The organism is Flavobacterium sp. LK-23, from assembly GCF_058135255.1.
Genome location: NZ_JBYUVT010000002.1, coordinates 280,902 through 298,736, shown reverse-complemented (window position 1 = coordinate 298,736; position 17,835 = coordinate 280,902). Strand labels below are relative to the sequence as shown.

Here is a 17,835-nt window from a genome sequence, read left to right as displayed (position 1 = left end):
AGATAACTTTGCAGAATAAATAAAAATATTCAGCAATATGAAAATAGTAATTGTAGGTGCATCGGGCACCATGGGGCAGTATTTGGCCAATGTGCTTGAAAAGGAAAATCACGAAGTAATAAGAGCCAGCCGTTCTTCAGAAGAGATACAGGTTGATACAACCTCCACCAAGTCCATTGAAGAAATGTTTGCCGGGATTGGAACTTTTGATGCCCTGATTTCTACTGCAGGGGAAACTTTTGTCGGTCCCTGGATAAATTTGAATGACCAAACTTTCAAAAAAGGAATTCAAGGAAAAATGATGGGGCAGATTAATTTGGTGTTAATTGGTCAGCATTACATCAATCCCAAAGGTTCGTTTACATTGATTACCGGAGTATTAACACACGAACCTCAGATTAATTTCGCCAATGCTTCAGCAGCAAACGGAGCTGTAGAAGGCTTTGTTAGAGCCTCTGCCATTGAGCTGCCCAATGGTATCCGCATCAATGCTGTTAGCCCAACGGTAATTGAAAATTCTCCACAATATTTTCCTTATTTCCCGGGAGAAATTCCAACAACGATGAAGCAATTGGAATTTGCTTTTAAGAAAAGCTTGTTTGGCGCTGTAACAGGACATATTATCAACCCATAAAATAATCAAGATGAATACTAAAAGTAAAATTATCCAGTCCATCAAAATCTGGATAGTAATTTACCCTTCGATAACGCTTTTTCATGTATTGTTTGGTAGTTATTTAGCTGAAATGCCGTTGTATTTAAGGACGCTAATCCTAACCTTGATATTAGTGCCCTGGATGGTTTTTGTGGGATTGCCACTTATAGATCTTTTGTTGAAAAACACCTCCAAAAATGACAAACCTTAACCGAAGAACTTTTATTAAGCAGAGTGGAATTCTTGCAACAGCCTTTGCATTGCCACCAAGTTTTAACCCGTTTATAGAAAATAAAGCAATGAGCGACAAAAAACAATTTGATGTAATTATTATAGGAGGCAGTTATGCCGGCCTTGCCACAGCAATGGCGTTGGGCAGAGCATTAAGAAATGTGCTTATTATCGATGGTGGAAAACCCTGTAACAGACAAACACCGTATTCGCATAATTTTTTAACGCAGGATGGCAAGACACCAAAAGAAATTTTAACACTTGCAAAGCAACAAGTAGCAGCATACGATACAATCACATTTTTTGATGGTATTGCTGCAAAGGGCGTAAAAACAAGCAGTGGTTTTGAAATTCAAACTGAAACGGGAGACAGGTTTTCGGCTGCAAAATTAGTTTTCGCCACAGGTATAAAAGATATAATGCCCGAAATAGCTGGATTTTCTGAATGTTGGGGTATTTCTGTTTTGCATTGCCCGTATTGCCACGGTTACGAAGTGAAAAATGAAATAACCGGTATTTTGGGCAATGGCGATTTTGGCTTTGAATTTTCTAAACTCATATCGAATTGGACAAAAAAGCTGACCCTTTTTACCAATGGAACTTCAGGGCTGAATAAGGAACAAAAAACTGAGCTTGAAAAGCATTCTATTGAAATAGCAGAAAAAGAAATTGAGGAGTTGGAACACCAAAATGGACAGATCAAAAGTATCATTTTTAAAGATGGTTCAAAACAAGTAGCTAAAGCCATTTACACCAAACTTCCTTTTGAGCAAAGTTGTACTGTTGCTGAAAAACTGGGGTGTGAATTAACTGAAGATGGATATATAAAAATTGATGGTGCCCAAAAAACAACTGCAAAAGATGTGTTTGCCTGTGGCGATAATGCAGCACGACTGCGGACCGTTGCAAATGCAGTAGCAATGGGGACATTTACGGGCATGATGGTAAATAAAGAACTTTTAGAGGAACGTTTTTAAGTAAGCTCTATCTGCTTTTGAGCTATCTATTTTTTTTAATAGTCATTCTAATAGTAAGTGATCTTAACGATCTGTTTTCAATGAAAGGATATCAATATTAAATTTCTAAAAGTTTCGAACCTAAGCTTGTCAAACCTTTGTTTTGCTGGAATTTTAGTTTTATAAATTGCATTGCGCCACGATTCTGCCACAAAACTTTGACCGTAAATTATCTCTAAAGCCGCCTTAACTTTTTGTGGCAAAAAATATCTGCTCGTGAGATAAAGAACCCAGGTTCCACCTATAAACAGCTTTGCTGTCTTTTACTGGGAATTTCAGCAAACTCTTAAAGGGTGAAATAAATTATGCTCTTCTGATTCTGTTTCTCTTTGGAAGATAATTTATATAGCCGTAATCATTTAGGTCTCTGATGCATCTATGATAGGTAACTGGGCCGCTTATTTTGGCAATCTTCATAATTTCATGTCTATATGCTTTAATGGGATTCATATAGCCTGCAGCAGTTCTGAATTGCAGCAGTGCCGCAAAAATTCCAATATGGGTAATGCCGATGCGCTGGTCTTTTTCTATTGCTTTGAAGAATTGCGTTGTCTTTTCCTTTGTCAAATTTAAAAAGGATAGTGACATTTTTTTTTTACAGAATAATAGTTTGTATTTATAAAATAGCGGTCAGGTAATCAGTCAGGTAGAATTAATCGGGTGTTAGGAATTGTTGGCGAATATAATCGGGATGATTAGCATCGTGCATTGTATTTAATATTTTTGAGCTTTAGTATTGTTTTTTAGGAGCTTTTTCCCGCTATTCGTTTCAATCTTTTGCGCCGAACCCCGGCACAAAAGGATTTCCACTTCTATCGGGGCTAAAAAAATGCTAACGGCTGTTAGGAATACACCAATTTTTTGCTTCAGTTGAGCAATAATTATATTAAAAAAAACAAGAGCAGGAAATTCAAATTTTCTCCTAAATCAAGTCATATTATTGCGGCTGGTGATGATTCAATAATTAATTTGGGATGCAGGCCCCTTGCAGTGATAGTTTATAGATATATTTTTCTTAACCCTCTACATTGTATTATTTCGATAATTTCGATCTTTAAGTTTAATTTTAAAACTATGTCAGAACCTGCCTTTTAAACGAGAAAATAAATGACACTTTTTTGATTTCTATTTTTTTTGGGGACATAGTTTACATAGCCGTATTCATTTAAGTCTTTTATGCACCTGTGATACGTGACAGGGCCGGTTATTTTGGCTATTTTCATAATTTCATGCCTGTAGGCTTTGATAGGATTGATATTGCCTTGATTTGTTCTGAATTGAAGCAGTGCCGCAAAAATTCCAATATGGGTAATGCTGATGCGCTGGTCTTTTTCTATCGCTCTAAAGAATTCCGTTAAAGGATTTAATTGTTCCATCACTGCTGTATTTTAGATTTTATTCCTTTTTGGACAGATTGTTTCGGGAATGTTGCTGCCTGGTTTTTTGATGAAGCTGTCTGGATTTTACGAAAATGCCGGTCATAGATATTCAATGATCTAAACTGCGGATTGGCCTCTATATAAATCTGATTTTCTCGTCCATTTTTAATCAGCACAGCAGATACTCTGTCACCCTGTCTTAAAGCATGTTTTAGTTTCTCCATTTCATATGTATTAGATATCTCTTTTAAAGGAATGGCCTTTAAAGTCTTTTCTAAATCATAAGCATATTCATTTCGAAATTCTTTTAAGTGATAATTGCCCGAAGCGTCTCTATCATTAAAGTCGAGCTGAAACCATGATTGGTTATGCTCTACAGAACGGCCTGACAATAAATTATAAACTTCATTAAGTTTAAAATTGCGTTCCTGCCCATTTTTAAAGTAATAATCCCTGCTGTCTTCTGGTGCAGAATTATTCTGCATGCTGCTTTTAAATCCATCGAGTTCAAAATGCCTTTCAGCATTTTTTGAAAACGAAAGAGTATGAGTAATCTTTTCTTTTTCATTAATGTAGTAGGATAGAGGAATGCTGAAATTTTCCTGTTCTTTGTCAATAAGATTTTTTAATTTTTCGGATAAATCAGGAAAGCCGATACGCTGCACTTCCTCGTTAAGCGAATTGAAGTTTCTTTCGTCTTTTTTTGTCTCACTGCGAAGTGAAAGCTGATTTTGCGTGCTGGTGATTATTTTCCTCAGGATACGTGAAATGAGACTTGGATATAATTGTTTTGACATCCTATGGATTTCCATTTTAAGGATTTGAAGAGTATGCTGCTCCTCAACATTTTTTGAAGATTTGTATTTCGTTCTGATTCTCTCGAACTGCCGCAGTTTCTCAGCCAATAAAGATTTGTTTTCTGCCGGAGTAATTGAAAAGAGCGTATTGAAACGTTCCTCTCTTGCTTTCCATTGGCTGAATTCCATTTCTACTCTATTTACGGGAAACTGCGGGTTCATCATCTAAACTTTAATAATTTTAAAATCTCTAAACCGAATTAGACTGCTGTCTTCTTTTTTTTGGTTTGTTCGACGAAGGAGTTTCACTGTTCTCATCAGCATTCTCAGACTGTTTTTTGTCTGATTGTTTTTTAGATGTTTTTTCTCCTTCTGATTTTTTCTCTTCCTTGCTTTCTCGATGATTGATGCGCTGAAGGTTTCCATCATATACATTAAGAGTCTTAAACTGCGGATTTGCTTCCACGAACATTTTGCTTTCAACGCCGCTGACAACAAAAGTCACAGATTGCAGATTTCCTTTTTTAAGGGAATTTACAAGGTCTTCCTTATATTGCGGCGTACTGAGTTCTTTTATGGAATGCTTCTCAAGGCTTGCTTCCAGATCATAGCCGTAATTCTGGTGGTAATGGTTAATCTTAAAATTTCCGGAATTGTCTGTCTGTTTAAAATCGAATTTTAACCAAGAATTGTAACTTTCTCCTTCTTTAGTTTTAAGATCCTTATTTACCGAACGGCCTTCCATTAAATTATAGGCTTCTTTGAGTGTAATGCTGGTTGCATCATTATTGATGTAAAAGGTCTGCTGCAGTCCCGGCTTGTTTTCTTCTTTTTGAAGATTCACATGATAGGTATTAAAAAAGTACATATCAGTCTGATCTGACTTCTTGAAGTTCAGCTCAACCGTTACGGTATCTCTGTTTGGAACGCCATTGTTCATAATGCCGGTGTGCATGATTTTAAAATCCTTATCTCCCTTCAGCATGTTTTCTCTCAATTCAGTATCGAAAGTCTCTCCAAATCCAGTATATTTCAGCTGGTCTTTCAGGTATTTTAAATTAGTCTCATTCATAATGTTTGTATTTAAGTTATTTTCTGGTAATTCCTTGTTTTCTCTTGCCAGACGGACAAACTCCGTAAGATCAAGTTTCTGATTGCTGTACAGATCAATTCCGCTCTGCATGACTATCTTTAAGTCATTTATAAGCGAATCGATCGGCACGCTCTTAAAATAGTCGATATCATTACTCCCCACCAGACAATGGTCCTCTGCGCCCATTGATGTCCTGAAAAAAGCAATGTTGTCGCTGTCAGCTGATAGATTAACAGGGTGTGCAGCATAGCGATAGCCTAGGGAAGCCATTTCCTCTGCAAAGCTTAACAGCGTTTCGGTCTCATTGATATTTATATTCATAATCTGCTTTTTTAGTTCTTTAGGATGGTACCAGGATTATGGCAGCGGGATTACTTTATCGGCCAGATTTTTTTTAACGTTGACTTCCAAATGCCTTCCGCCATTCTTTTCCAGCAGCTGGAGCGTTAAATACTTATTCTCGGGAATGGTAAATTTCTCCAGTGCAAAAACTTTTACTACTTCAGACTTATCAGGAATCACCGCAGATGATGAAGTTGAATACAGTGGCTGAATCTCTATTTCCTGAGAGGCAGTTCGTTTTGATTTTCGCTGGTCTCTTATGAAAAAACGCAGCTGGTCGATATCGTAGCTGATTTTGGATTTATTTTCAAATACAGCCCGCAGATACAGCACATCCTCATGTATAAAAATGCCGCTGACCTCAAGCTTTATCTGAAACTTAGCTTTTTTTAAACCGCGGGTCTTTATTTTTTTTGATAATGCCAGTGAAGCAGACTGTTCTATTTTTTTCTGATTTTCGTTTACTAGGGTAAATAGCACTTCCTTACTTGCAGCTAAAGCATTTTCTGCATTTATATTCAGGTCCGGGCAGTCTTCATTGTAGTTCAGTACAAATACATATAATTTTGCGTCAGATGTGACTATTGTCAGGTTAGTCTGGAAAAAGTATTGTCTTGCAGCCTTTACAAGCAGAATGTTCTCGACTCCTTTGGCTTTCTGCACCAGCACATCAGCACTCCCTTTATCGATGCTTTTAATCGGGTAGGGAAAAACGATGCTGGTAGTCTTCGAATAGCCGATCTGAAGATTTTTATAGTGGTCTTCATAAAAAACAGTTTCCCTGCTCTTTAGCTGGGGATAAGCCCAAACAGAAACCAGCAGCAGACTCATTAAAAACAAATAATTAATTCTTTTCATCTTTCTCTATTTTATGGTTTTAAATTCTTTTGTTTTTCATCATACAACAGCACCTTGTATCCTGCTTTTACCAGTACCTTTATGAGTTTAACCTTTTTGCTCATAAGACTTTTGGCTGCCTCAATGCCCAGTCCCGCAGCCTGTGCTCCCCATGAATCAGTGATACCGGTAAGTCCGAGTGTCTGAATCGAGCGGTCGGCAGATGCTTTGGCAGCATCCCTGCTAATGGCACCAGGAATGTATATTCCCTCAATTCCGTCCATATCATATACCGAGAGCTGAACCGGAAAAATGGAACCATGATGCTGGAGGTTTTCTATCTTTATTTCGAGCCTTTCTCCTTTCAATTCCGCCATGCCGTATACAAAGGTGTTTTTGGGTATTGTTGTTCCCTGAAGTGTAATATCGGCAGTGAGCCTTAGTTTAACCACAGATCCATTTACAATGGTCTGTGTTTCGTGCACGGCAGCTTCAAGTGCATTTTGCGTATGATCTGGATTTAAATCCTCATCTGCAGTGAAAAAAGCGTTCAATTTAAAGTTGTCTGCAGGTATTGCATTTTCTTGGAGAGAAGAAATATTGTCTTCCGTATTTTTAAGGCCTGCAGAATAAACTTTTCCTTTTTTTTTCTCGTAATTCTGTTTTAAGCGTTCCTGCACTCTTGAAGGATGCTGAATATCCAGTATATTTTCCAGCATGCCTCCGAGCTGTTGCAGTTCCGGGTCCGGCTGAGTTTCACCCATTGCAGACATCATCTGTTCCAAGTTCTTAATCTGGGCAGATGCTTCATTTGATGAGCCATAGTTTTCAAACTCCCTCATATCCTGGCCGTAATTTTTATCAGGTGCAGGCTGGCTGATGGTTTTCTGGAGCAGCTGCAGTTTTTCATAGATTTTCTGCTCGTTTTTGTCCTGAGGGGCCACTGCATTCAAGCCGGTTCTTTTTTTTGAAAAACTCTGGGATGCAAAATCCAGTTCGGGGAACTCCTTCAAAGATTCTTCAAGAACTTTTTGATTGGAATAGTTGGGATCTTTTTTAATCTGCTCCTGCAGTTTGACTGAATCTACTGCTGCCTGGTCATAGTAGCTCATTTTATCCAGAGAAGAATCTTCTTTAAAATTTGGAAGTGGCAGTTTAAAATTAAATCCTTTCTTTATTTCATTTTCAGCCGCTGCGGCTTCCATTCTTCCTCCTCCCAAGGTGTAAAAAAGAATGGTGATAAAAGGAAGTGTTATGATCGGCAGAGCCAGAAGCATTTTTCGTTTTTTTGCTTCTTTTATTGATATCGTCTTCTGTTCCATGTCTTTATTTTTTAATCGATTATTTTAATTTTTACAGTCTGTTCTGAAATTTTCACCTGTTGTGTTTCCTTTTCTGAAAAGGTATTATAGATGTTATAAAGAAGATAGCCTGCTGATAGGATAACAAATAAGCTTAGAAGAAAAATGAGCTTCCTCTTTGAACACCCTTCCGCCAGACTGCTCATTTTTTCAGACCATTTTTTTTGTGAAGAGAGATAGTGCCTATGGTATGTAAATGCAATTTCCCGTTTTTTAAAAAGTGATTTCATAACCTGTCATTTTCGGTTTTCAACAGTTAAATCGCGGTTTTCAATCGTATTGAAACGCTCGATTAAAAAACCGTGCGGATTGTTGTCGCTTCTTGATACATTGCGCAGACTCCCTTGCGTAATCAGGCTTCGCTTCAAAATGCTGGTGGTTCTGATGATGTTCTGCCGCGAGAAACATTTAAAGCGGTAGGGATAGTCACGTGTATCGACAGTTACACTGTCAATCTGGATGGTCTGGCTTATATTGCCTGAGATGATTCCGGAATAAAAGGCGTTTTCTTTCAGGTCATCATAAATTCTTTTAGCACTTTCGTCAGCCAGATAAAGGGCTTTGGTAACATTGGACTTGATTACTTTATCGTCTGGGTCAAGGGTAAAGAAAAATTGGTGAAAAGTTTTAATATGATCTCTTGCTTCAACAGGCACATTATCCTTCCTGTCTGACGCATATGCTTCCAGAGCTTTTCCTGCCGCAAGGATATATACCTTATCCTGCATCCGGCTGACAGTCTGAAAACTTTTATGAAGCGTAAAACAGCATATCATAACACAGCCCGTAATAACCAGCATTGTAAATGCTCTGACGTATTTAAATGCGGTATCTATATTTTTCATTTTGCTGAACATGGGATGATCTTTTAAGTTTTATTTGGAATTCCCTTTAAGCCTGTCGCTCATATAATTTCCTTTCTCTTCAAAATAGGGACCCGAAGTGCCCGATGAAGACATACTCTGGTACATTCTCCCTGCTGCATTTCCCATGGAATCCAAGACCATTGCAGTTCCCTGTGATGTCTTGGAAACTGCTGAACTGGCTGAGGTGCTGAAAAGGGTAGTGGCTTTCTGGCTTAGGGCTCCGCCGCCGCCTGCATGAACGATGTAGTTAGCCACTGAAGGCACAGTGAAGTAGCCAATAATACCGATAATCATAAATATCAGATAAGACATATCAGTAGTACTGAAAAATGTATCGCCTGTGGACTCCACCTGGGACAAATCCAGCTTGAGCATCAACTCTTGTATTTTGCCGATTATGCTTCCAAAAATATTAGCAACAGGAAGCCAGAGGTATATGTTAATGTACCTTGCCAGCCAGACCGTCAGTGTATGCTGGAACCCGTCAAAAACAGCAATGCCGAAAACAAGCGGCCCCAGGATGGAGAGGACAACCAGCTGAAATGTTCTGAGTGTATCAATGCAGAGGGCCGCCGATTCAAATAAAATCCGCAGTACCTCGCTCATCCACTGCTTAACGGAATTCCTAAAACTATAAGAAGCCTTTTCCATGGCAAATTTCACATCATTGCCGATGCCCGCCAGCATGCCTTCATCAGATGGATCAGCACCGTCATGCGTGTACTTGTACCATTTATCACGGTCTCCCGAGCCTGCGACGCCTACATACATTTTCCATGGATCGGTCTGCCTCACTGCCTTTTCTTTTTCTTTTAAAAGAACCGCGACCGCATTATTGGATCCTGTTACCATAGCAGCCGTTGCGGTAACTGTGGGTTTCATAACGCCGTTGATAAGGGCCAGCACCGATGGGAAAATCATGATGCAGAATCCGATTACAAAAGGCCTGAACAGGGGATAAAAATCAATCGGCTCTGCTGCTGCAATATGTCTCCAGACACGCGAGGAGATGTACCAGATGGTCCCAAATCCTGCAATTCCCTGTCCTACAGCCAGCAGGTTGCCGCACAGGGGCATCATCTCATCATAAAGCTGGTCCAGCACCAGGTGCAGGCTCTGCATGTTATCGCCCACACCCTGAGCTTGGCTTAAAAAGGGCAGCAGCAGGGTTGTGAGAACAATTTTGTTTTTTATTGGCAGTTTCATCTTTTTAGTTTTTAAGTTCCTGCAGTTCTTTGGAAGCATAAACATCATTTTTTTCTTTTGCCCGCTGCAGTGCCAGAATATTTGACGATGCATTAAAATCTCGAAGAAAAAAAAGTTTATCCTGCATCTGCTGATAGATCATATCCACCGCCTGAAGTCTTTCATCATCGGACATCCTGAGTTTATCAGCTGTCATGATCATAGTGAGTTCATCAAGATTACGCAGGCTCTGGCTGAGCAGATTTGCGTAAACCTTTTCAAAATATCCAATTTCCTGCGCGCTGAAACTGCCGTTTCGCGCAAACCGGTTCAGCCCGTTTCTGCTTTCCTTTACCAGAAGTATTTGAAAATTTACAATTTCACCCACTCTTTTGTAATTCTTTACCGCCGGGCTTACCTGCATAAGGGCATCTAAAAAAGTCTTATGAAGGCTGAAATTGCCCTGCGACATATCCTTAACTGTTCTATAACCTCCCGAGAGCAGTTCATAGCCCTTTTTCATATCACTGAGGATCTTTTTAAACTGGGAGAGTTTTTCAATGTTCAGGATCAGCTGCTGTATTTCTGCTGACTGGGCACGGGCTTTGCCTGGCATCATAAACAGGCAGATAAACAGTCCTAAAATCAATATCTTTTTCATCACTTATAAATTTATAGCCCGTAAAGAGCATTACTATTTTTAGCCTCTTTTTGATCTGCCGCCTTTGACAGTGCAAGCAGTTTGAGATCACCGCTGAAAGAAATGCAGAAATTGTAATCCTCCAGCATGGTTTTATGCAGCTCATCAATCCTCTGGATTCTCTGGTTATCCTTAAGCTCCAGTTTTGAATCAGTAGTGATAACTAAAAGCTGGTCCAGGGTATCGCTGCAGTTCTCAAGCAGCCTTTTAAAAGAACGTTCTATATAATCCATTTCACTTCCGTGAAATAAGTCTGCTGTTTTAAGATCAGCGTAAGATTTTTTATAAATTTTCATTATTTTAAACTGCATAGAGAGAATTTCTGCAGCCTTGTAATAATTCCTGACTTTTGGATTAATCTTCAAGAGTGAGGTAAAATAAGTACCGTGCAGATTCACTTCACCTCTTTTAGCATCACCAATAAAATTCAGTCCTTTTGACACAGCGGAATATCCTTTTTTAGCATAATCGATATAGACCTGCAATGCGGCAATCTGAAGCAGGAGTTCTTTTCTCTGCTTTGCCTGAGCCTGTATTTCCAGAGGGAAAATGATAAGCATCGAGAATATAAAAAACAGTTTTTTCATGATGATTGTTTTTAAATTATGGAATTCCGTAAAATTCTTTCACATGGTCTGCATCTGCTTCCGTTTTGGCACGCTGCAGGCTCAGCAGCATGTTCTGCCGGTTAAACAGGGTAAGGTCATCATAATTGGCATCAATCTGGTCTGCGGCTTTATTGATAATTTCAAGCCTTTTCAGATCGCTCATCTGGGTGGTGAAGGAGTCCAGTATCAAAAAGATCTGGTCAATATTCTTTACGCTTTCCTCCAGTATTCCGGTGTAGACACGCTCCATATACGCAATCTCACTTTCTTTAAAATGAGTGTCTCTTTTAAAAAGGTTCCACGCTCTTTCATATTCTTCGACAAGCCTTGTCTGTTTTTTTGTAATTTCCTTTATCCTCTGGTAATAGGTGATAATGGATTTTACTTTGGCCAGCTCTTCATAATATCCTTTATAGAGATCTTTCTGTTTCTGCGTCCAGTCTGAGATTTCGTCGAGTTTTAATTTAGACAGGACATTTTCGACCTGCTTCTGCGCGTTCTGAAGCCATATTGTTTTATTCTGCAGTTTCTGGATCCGCAGATCGATTGCTTTGATTACTTTTTTGGTTACTGCTTTTACTATTTCAAGAATGGGCAGTGCTGCAGTTTTTTCAGCCGGTCTGGCCGGAGTGCTGATTAGCAGCAGGCAGATCAGACAGGCGGTGATTTTTGTTTTCATTTTTCTCTTTCATTAATTTCCATTTCGCATTTCCTGAGCCATAGCGGCAATTCCCTTTTTGATGTCGCCGCCGAACTTCTGTGCGTAGGCATTCATTTTCACTTTCTCGCTTTCCTCCGTTGTGTAGGCAAGATATTCCTCCAGCGACACCTCTGTCCTGTATACCTTTGAAAGCATTCCTCCCAGAGAGATAAAAACCTCCTTGTATTTCTTTGCGGGATCATTGGCTTTATTTACCGAAAGCACCAGTGCTTTTTCTTTGTCGGTAAGGCCGAGAAGTTCCTGTATCTGGTCAAATTTATTCTGGTACTTGCTCTGGTCCAGCAGGATCTTGCAGTCACTGTTGTTGATAATGGCCTGTTTCACCACAGGTGAAGAAATAATATCTTCTACTTCTTGGGTTACCACTATTGCTTCCCCGAAGAACTTCCGAACGGTCTTAAATAAATAGCGTAAATATTCCGCCATCCCTTCTTTGGCTATGGCTTTCCAGGCTTCTTCAATTAATATCATTTTTCGGATGCCTTTCAGCTTGCGCATCTTGTTGATAAAGACTTCCATGATAATTATGGTTACCACTGGAAAAAGAATCGGATGGTCCTTGATATTGTCGAGTTCAAATACTATAAATCTCTCCTTCAAAAGGTTTAGATTTTCTGTAGCATTCAACAGATAGTCAAACTCGCCTCCTTTGTAATAAGGACGCAGCACATAAAGAAAGTTGTTTACGTCAAAGTCTTTTTCCTTAACCTTGTCGCTTTCCAGAATCGAAACAAAATCATCTTTTAGAAATTCATAAAAGCTGTTAAAGCAGGGAAATATAGCAGCATTCACTTCCATCTTTTCATAATACAGCTGAAGCGCATTGGAAAGCGCCACATATTCGCTTCGGTTAAAAGTTTCATCGTCTTTTTTCCAGAGTGCAAGCAGCAGGGTTTTAATACTTTCTTTTTTCTCGGTATCCAGATTGTCTCCATCTGAAATATAAAAAGGATTAAAACGGATAGGATTCTTTTCGTCATAAGTAAAATAGTAGCCGCTGACCATATCACAGAGCCCCTTATAGCTGTGACCGACATCCACCAGTACAATATGGGTTCCCTGCTCGTAGTAGCTTCTGACCATATGATTGGTAAAAAAGGACTTGCCGCTTCCCGAAGGCCCCAGAATAAATTTGTTTCTGTTGGTGCAGATTCCCATCTTTACCGGTTCATCGCTGATGTCCACGTGAACAGGTTTTCCTGTCAGACGGTCGCCGAGTCTTATGCCGCAGGGACTGAGCGATGATCTGTAGCCTGTTTCCATATTCAGAAAGCAGACTGCCTGCTCGGTGAAGGTATCAAAGGTGTCATTCATAGGAAAGTCCGCCGCGTTTCCAGGGATTCCCGCCCAGTAAATCTGGGGGGCTCCGACAGTTTCGTGCTTCGCTGCCACATCCATCTGCGCAAGGGCAGAGGAGACTTTGTTTTTAATATCCTTAAGCTCTTCTTTATTGGTGCTCCAGCATAACACATTAAAATGAGCCTTAACGGGAAGCCTCTGCTGGGAAACAGCTTCATTTAAAAAGTCATTCGCTGCATCCCTTGCGATCATATTTTCCCTGCTGTAGGCAGACAAAGACTGAAGCCTTAATCTTTTGCTTTCCAGCTTTTGGATTGTTTTCTGCGCATCTTCAATAAACAGATACTGATTATAGATATGATTGCAGGACAAGAGCTGTCCGAGAGTGGAGGCAAAGCCGACACTGAACTTGGTTTTATCCGTCGAATAACGGTCAAAGTTGATTCTTGAACCGCATAACGCCGGCAGATCTGCAGCATCTCCCAGAGTGAAAAGCTGGCAGTGTTTGTCGCCAACTGATAAACCTTCATCAAATTTGATATCATTAAAAACAAATGAATCCTCCCTTTCAGATAAGAAGCAGTACTTTTCGATCAGGCCTATTTTTCTGCTCTCGCTTTTAAGCGCTTCATTTTTCAGTCTGGCCAGCTTGACAAAACCGCCGTCTTCCATAATTCTCTTGAACTGTCCGCAGGCATCTTCAAAATCCTCAAGAAGCTGCGGGCTTAGAACATCTTCGGGAACAATGGAGCTTCTGAGCAGATTAGAAAAAAGGGAGCTTAAGCTCTTTCTTCCCTGCGGTTTCTTGGTCAGCATTATATAGCAGGAATGCTCTAAGAAAGGCCTTTCGTTGAAAAAACGTTCACTGCTTCTGGTCAAAAAACTGCTGTCTTCTCCTGTGAAATCAGCTTTATACGTGCTTTCTAAAAACCAATCCTGCTTATGAAAAACGCAGAACTTTGGAAGTACTTTTACTGCTTTAATCCATGACTGGTGAAAAGCTTCGTACTCCTGATCGGACAGCGTAAAAATCTCGGGAAGTTCCGCTTTAAAAACTATTGTTGCATCTCCCTGTTTTGATAAAATGCAATCATGTTCCACTGCCATAATGGGCAGTATTCCCTCCATCTCCTTTTTCATCTTTTACGTATTTTACTTATTGTCTAACAGCTTTAAATTACTGCTGCGGGCATATGCGGCTTTTTGCCGTTTCCAGAATATGCAGTCCAAGCTGCGGATTGACACAGTTGCGGAGAATCTGCCTTTTATTCTTGAGTTTGAATTCCTTCAGGCTGAATCCTAATGCTTTTTCAAGCTCAGGAATCTGCGCATGCCTGATCTTTATCTCTGAAAGACTCTCAATTGCAGGTATTGTAAAATTTGACCAGAACAAATGACGGTGCAGTACCGCATCGGGTTCAATCAGAGGTTTGTAATACGGTTTGACATTTTCAACTGCCCAGCAGCACGAGGCGTTATGTTTTAGAAACAGTATTTCCTGATAAAGCCGCATATCAGGGTAGACTGGGGGAGTGCCCCTGAATCTCACGCATATGTTCTGCCTGAAAGAAGAGTGCGACTGGCAGGGCGGAGAAGACCAGATAAAATCAAATTCGCGAAAATGATCTAAAAGATACTGGTGCGCATCGGCAGCTATTACATTGTCATCTGGAAATCGCTGCGCATATATGGAAGCCAGCAGCGGATCCATCTCAACAGCCGTCACTGATACATCTGTCCAGTTTTTCCTGTTGCCGCCAATTCCTGCATATAAGTTTAAGACTTTCATACATCATCATTCTAGTTTAACGTTCAGCAGCTATAACTTTGTAAACACAGCCCTGCTGTATGCCTTAATGCACTTCGGAATCTGTTTTGCAGCCAGTGCTTTCATCATGCCATGCTCGCCATACTTATTGCTCATCTTGTATATTTTAAAGACAAGAAAACCGCCTGAAGCTCCTATGATGCTGATACATATTATAGAAGGCAGCCCTATTATGTACAGCACTGCAAAGACAATCATAAGTGCGACAACGCCTCCGCCCAGGTACCAGATATACTGCGCTTTAAGACCTTTGAATTCTATGCTTTTGTTGATTCCCTTGTTGATCGGGTAAATACTATTGGCCATGGCGTATTATTGGCTAAACGCCGAAAAAGGATTTAATTACCGTTGCCACCACAACTAGAAATACACAGCTTCCAAACCAGGCAGCGGCAACCTTTCCTGTATCGGGATCTCCCGCATTCCACTTCTGATATACTTTTACAGCGCCTATAAGGCCGAGTATGGCACCTACTGCGTACATGAGTTCAGTGCCCGCATCAAAATAACTTCTCACTTTCTGGTTCGCTTCATTAATGCCGGCTACACCGTCCTGCGCGTAACCGATGCCGTTAACCATCAGCAGTAAAAAAGACGAACTGATAAGCACTTTATTTTTTCTGCAAAAACTCTTTAATTTCCATCCACATTTTTTCATCGCACATTATTTTAAAAGTTATTCCGTTATTAAAAAGCAGAGGAATACCGCCGTTACAGCTCTATTTCCTTGTCACATAAAGCCATACCGCACCAGAGAGAACAGGGGTGATTCCTCTGCTGGATTTTAGAAGACCGATCCTTCCCAGAGACTGTCTGCCTCGCTTAAAGTCAAATGCAGAGCAGGGTATTTTTCAGATTCGGAAACAATCAGTTTATTGATGCTTTCTCTAAGCGAAGAAATCTTTACATAGGGATATTCTTCGAGAAGCATTCTTAAGTAGTTTTGAAACTGTTCTTTTGATAGATTCTTTTCAGCACTTTCTGCAGCAGCCTGCTGGATGCGGGATGAAAGCTGTTCTGCATCATCTAAAGTGTCAAATGATTCGGAAAAAGAATCCGATATGGATTTTGCTTCCCTTGTATTTTGAATATTTTTTTTGAAAAAGGGGAGTTTTAGTTTCTTTTCCCCTGAGAAGATTTTTTTTAAATCTCCGCTGTAAAATTTTAGTGCTATAAATAAATACCAGATTATTACCGCTGTACCTATTACAGTTAGATAGCTGTTCCATGAAACATTTGTAAACATAGTTCTCATCATTTATCGTTCAACATCATCTTATCTATGTAAATCATTATCAGATTGGATATGATTTATTCTACAGTCCAAAGGAACAATACAAATACAGTCTCTGCAAGTACAACTTTTTTGTTGTACCCTTTTGTACCCCGATCGCCATCAGCAGAATTAGGCATTCACTAAAAAATAGTAATAAAAAAACCGGAGAAAGGGTTATTTCATTCTCTGGCCTTATGGTATAAGTCTTAAAGCTGTCTATTTTCTCATGGCTTTTATCAATTTGGCATTTCGTTTATCTGCTCTTGAATTCTGCAGGGAAATAACTGCCCATATTGCAGCAGGGAGCCAGCCGATCAAAGTAATCTGAAGAATGAGACAGATCAGGGCAGTAAAGATCTTTCCTCTTAAAAGAAAGGAAATACACGGAAAAAATATTGCGATTAATGTCATATTCTATGAGTTTTAATTATTTGTCGTTAATGAGCTGGATTGTTACTGAAAGTGATTTTATATTTCGATTTTCAGTAAGACCGGATTTTTTTAATCATTTTTTCCAGACCTGCTATAGCAGTTTCTTTGTCTTTTTCTTCCGCATTGTATGATTTGCTTCTGACGGATTGATAGGATAAATCTTTTTTAAAAGCGGTAGAAAGGTAGGGGATAATCGACTGAAAGACCAGATTCATAGAACGTGCCTTAATTAGTCTTGACTCATCTGCTGCTCTTAAAATTAATCCTAGCTGATCTGCTGAGAGATCGCATTCTACTTTTTCTTCTATTGATTTTGATTTTGCCCGTCGGACAGAAGCCCCTAATTCCTTTTTTTTCTCCCAGTAGGCAATTTCATTCTTAAACCAGTTATCTAAAACATATTTGATATTCTCCATACTGGCATCAAATGTTATTTTCTCATTGGAAGTGAGATGATTAAAATCTTTATAATATAGAAGAAGCAGTTCAAGCCTGAAAGCAGATTCTTTTTCCGTATCAATGTTTTTTAAAATTTGTTCTTTAATTAAGCTGATGTATTTTCTGCAGTTGAAATTCATAGCAATCAATATCTGGTCAGCTGTTCCAAAAATGGTTTCGTCTTTAGGATTATAATCCTGATTAATCAGGGCTTTTAATAAGTCGCGCTCATAGCGTATCTGCCGGAAAGTTACCTTATTCTGGGTTTTGGATTCAATAGATTCTGTAAAAGCATCAATTACAATCTGGATTTTCTCTTTGTCCTTTTCATTTTTCGCTCCGAGGGCTTTGAGCTTAGCCAGTTTGACTTTTAATTCTTTTCTCGAAACAATCAAGTAGGTTATGGGTACTCTTTCATCCATGCTTAAATAATAAGTAAACCTGTTTTCTATAAAACAAAGCATTTCATCCAGCACTTCAATTAGCTGCTCAATTAACTGTGAAAGCCTGTTTGTTTTTAATTCTTTAAAATTTTGATTTTCGATTACGGTATCCAGAAGAAATATTAAATTAGAGTGATACTTGCGCACTAGAAGCCGGATCTGTCTTTTCCTGAACATTGCGAAAATTTCATTTTTGATAAGCACTTGTATTCGCTGCGATTCTTTCTGTGCATTTTCTGAAATCAAATCAAGATCCTTTTCTGATAATGCTGAAACATTTGTTTTTTTCGGATTTAAAGTCTGCACTATCAAAGAATCTAACCATTCT

General features: G+C 39.3%; 22 protein-coding genes. 3 read left to right on the top strand and 19 right to left on the bottom strand.

Annotated features, from left to right (window positions below; genetic code table 11):
* Positions 1-37: 37 nt before the first annotated feature.
* From AC3Y25_RS04745 to AC3Y25_RS04735, 3 genes are read left to right on the top strand one after another with little or no spacing between them, the layout of a single operon-like run.
* Complete coding sequence (locus AC3Y25_RS04745) at positions 38-634, top strand: short chain dehydrogenase (RefSeq protein WP_489901934.1); 597 nt, start codon at positions 38-40, stop codon at positions 632-634.
* Positions 635-644: 10 nt separating this feature from the next.
* Entirely contained in the window at positions 645-866 is a 222-nt protein-coding gene (locus AC3Y25_RS04740) for a hypothetical protein (protein WP_489901933.1), read from the top strand.
* Positions 853-1,863 (top strand): NAD(P)/FAD-dependent oxidoreductase, encoded by a 1,011-nt coding sequence (locus AC3Y25_RS04735; protein WP_489901932.1) that lies wholly within the window; start codon positions 853-855, stop codon positions 1,861-1,863. Before AC3Y25_RS04740 ends, AC3Y25_RS04735 begins: the two co-directional genes overlap by 14 nt.
* Before the next feature lie 342 nt (positions 1,864-2,205).
* On the opposite strand, the gene AC3Y25_RS04730 is transcribed toward AC3Y25_RS04735, so the two are convergent.
* The 19 genes from AC3Y25_RS04730 to AC3Y25_RS04640 form a co-directional block, all read right to left on the bottom strand.
* Positions 2,206-2,490: a hypothetical protein gene (locus tag AC3Y25_RS04730; protein WP_489901931.1), complete on the bottom strand. Its 285-nt coding sequence runs from the start codon at positions 2,488-2,490 to the stop codon at positions 2,206-2,208.
* 503 nt (positions 2,491-2,993) lie between these two features.
* Positions 2,994-3,278: a hypothetical protein gene (locus AC3Y25_RS04725; protein WP_489901930.1), complete on the bottom strand. Its 285-nt coding sequence runs from the start codon at positions 3,276-3,278 to the stop codon at positions 2,994-2,996.
* Positions 3,278-4,303: a hypothetical protein gene (locus AC3Y25_RS04720; protein ID WP_489901929.1), complete on the bottom strand. Its 1,026-nt coding sequence runs from the start codon at positions 4,301-4,303 to the stop codon at positions 3,278-3,280. The genes AC3Y25_RS04725 and AC3Y25_RS04720 overlap by 1 nt, the downstream gene beginning before the upstream one ends.
* A 25-nt stretch (positions 4,304-4,328) precedes the next feature.
* Positions 4,329-5,441: a hypothetical protein gene (locus tag AC3Y25_RS04715; protein ID WP_489901928.1), complete on the bottom strand. Its 1,113-nt coding sequence runs from the start codon at positions 5,439-5,441 to the stop codon at positions 4,329-4,331.
* Positions 5,442-5,528: 87 nt separating this feature from the next.
* Positions 5,529-6,371: a conjugative transposon protein TraN gene (gene traN / locus AC3Y25_RS04710; RefSeq protein ID WP_489901927.1), complete on the bottom strand. Its 843-nt coding sequence runs from the start codon at positions 6,369-6,371 to the stop codon at positions 5,529-5,531.
* Between the two features lie 11 nt (positions 6,372-6,382).
* The gene (gene traM, locus AC3Y25_RS04705; RefSeq protein ID WP_489901926.1) at positions 6,383-7,672 is read right to left on the bottom strand and encodes a conjugative transposon protein TraM; all 1,290 of its coding nucleotides are present in this window, start codon (positions 7,670-7,672) and stop codon (positions 6,383-6,385) included.
* Between the two features lie 11 nt (positions 7,673-7,683).
* Positions 7,684-7,941, bottom strand: a complete 258-nt coding sequence (locus AC3Y25_RS04700; RefSeq protein WP_489901925.1) for a hypothetical protein — start codon at positions 7,939-7,941, stop codon at positions 7,684-7,686.
* 6 nt (positions 7,942-7,947) lie between these two features.
* Complete coding sequence (traK, locus tag AC3Y25_RS04695; protein WP_489901924.1) at positions 7,948-8,556, bottom strand: conjugative transposon protein TraK; 609 nt, start codon at positions 8,554-8,556, stop codon at positions 7,948-7,950.
* Positions 8,557-8,586: 30 nt separating this feature from the next.
* Positions 8,587-9,783: a conjugative transposon protein TraJ gene (gene traJ / locus AC3Y25_RS04690; RefSeq protein ID WP_489901923.1), complete on the bottom strand. Its 1,197-nt coding sequence runs from the start codon at positions 9,781-9,783 to the stop codon at positions 8,587-8,589.
* A 4-nt stretch (positions 9,784-9,787) separates the two neighbouring features.
* A complete protein-coding gene (locus AC3Y25_RS04685) occupies positions 9,788-10,423 on the bottom strand; it encodes a TerB family tellurite resistance protein (protein WP_489901922.1) in 636 nt (211 codons plus the stop codon).
* 11 nt (positions 10,424-10,434) lie between these two features.
* Entirely contained in the window at positions 10,435-11,049 is a 615-nt protein-coding gene (locus AC3Y25_RS04680) for a hypothetical protein (protein ID WP_489901921.1), read from the bottom strand.
* Between the two features lie 16 nt (positions 11,050-11,065).
* Entirely contained in the window at positions 11,066-11,749 is a 684-nt protein-coding gene (locus tag AC3Y25_RS04675; RefSeq protein ID WP_489901920.1) for a conjugal transfer protein TraI, read from the bottom strand.
* 12 nt (positions 11,750-11,761) lie between these two features.
* Positions 11,762-14,230, bottom strand: a complete 2,469-nt coding sequence (locus AC3Y25_RS04670; RefSeq protein ID WP_489901919.1) for a TraG family conjugative transposon ATPase — start codon at positions 14,228-14,230, stop codon at positions 11,762-11,764.
* A gap of 37 nt (positions 14,231-14,267) precedes the next feature.
* Positions 14,268-14,879: a DNA cytosine methyltransferase gene (locus tag AC3Y25_RS04665; protein ID WP_489901918.1), complete on the bottom strand. Its 612-nt coding sequence runs from the start codon at positions 14,877-14,879 to the stop codon at positions 14,268-14,270.
* A 30-nt stretch (positions 14,880-14,909) separates the two neighbouring features.
* Positions 14,910-15,224, bottom strand: coding sequence for a DUF4133 domain-containing protein (locus tag AC3Y25_RS04660; RefSeq protein WP_489901917.1), 315 nt, complete (start codon positions 15,222-15,224; stop codon positions 14,910-14,912).
* A gap of 13 nt (positions 15,225-15,237) precedes the next feature.
* Positions 15,238-15,498 carry a DUF4134 domain-containing protein gene (locus AC3Y25_RS04655; protein WP_489902046.1) on the bottom strand — a complete coding sequence of 87 codons (261 nt, stop codon included), beginning with the start codon at positions 15,496-15,498 and terminating at the stop codon, positions 15,238-15,240.
* Positions 15,499-15,702: 204 nt separating this feature from the next.
* Positions 15,703-16,164, bottom strand: coding sequence for a hypothetical protein (locus AC3Y25_RS04650; protein ID WP_489901916.1), 462 nt, complete (start codon positions 16,162-16,164; stop codon positions 15,703-15,705).
* 246 nt (positions 16,165-16,410) lie between these two features.
* Positions 16,411-16,605: a YqaE/Pmp3 family membrane protein gene (locus AC3Y25_RS04645; protein WP_091490775.1), complete on the bottom strand. Its 195-nt coding sequence runs from the start codon at positions 16,603-16,605 to the stop codon at positions 16,411-16,413.
* Positions 16,606-16,676: 71 nt separating this feature from the next.
* A complete protein-coding gene (locus tag AC3Y25_RS04640) occupies positions 16,677-17,813 on the bottom strand; it encodes a hypothetical protein (RefSeq protein WP_489901915.1) in 1,137 nt (378 codons plus the stop codon).
* Positions 17,814-17,835 lie beyond the last annotated feature (22 nt).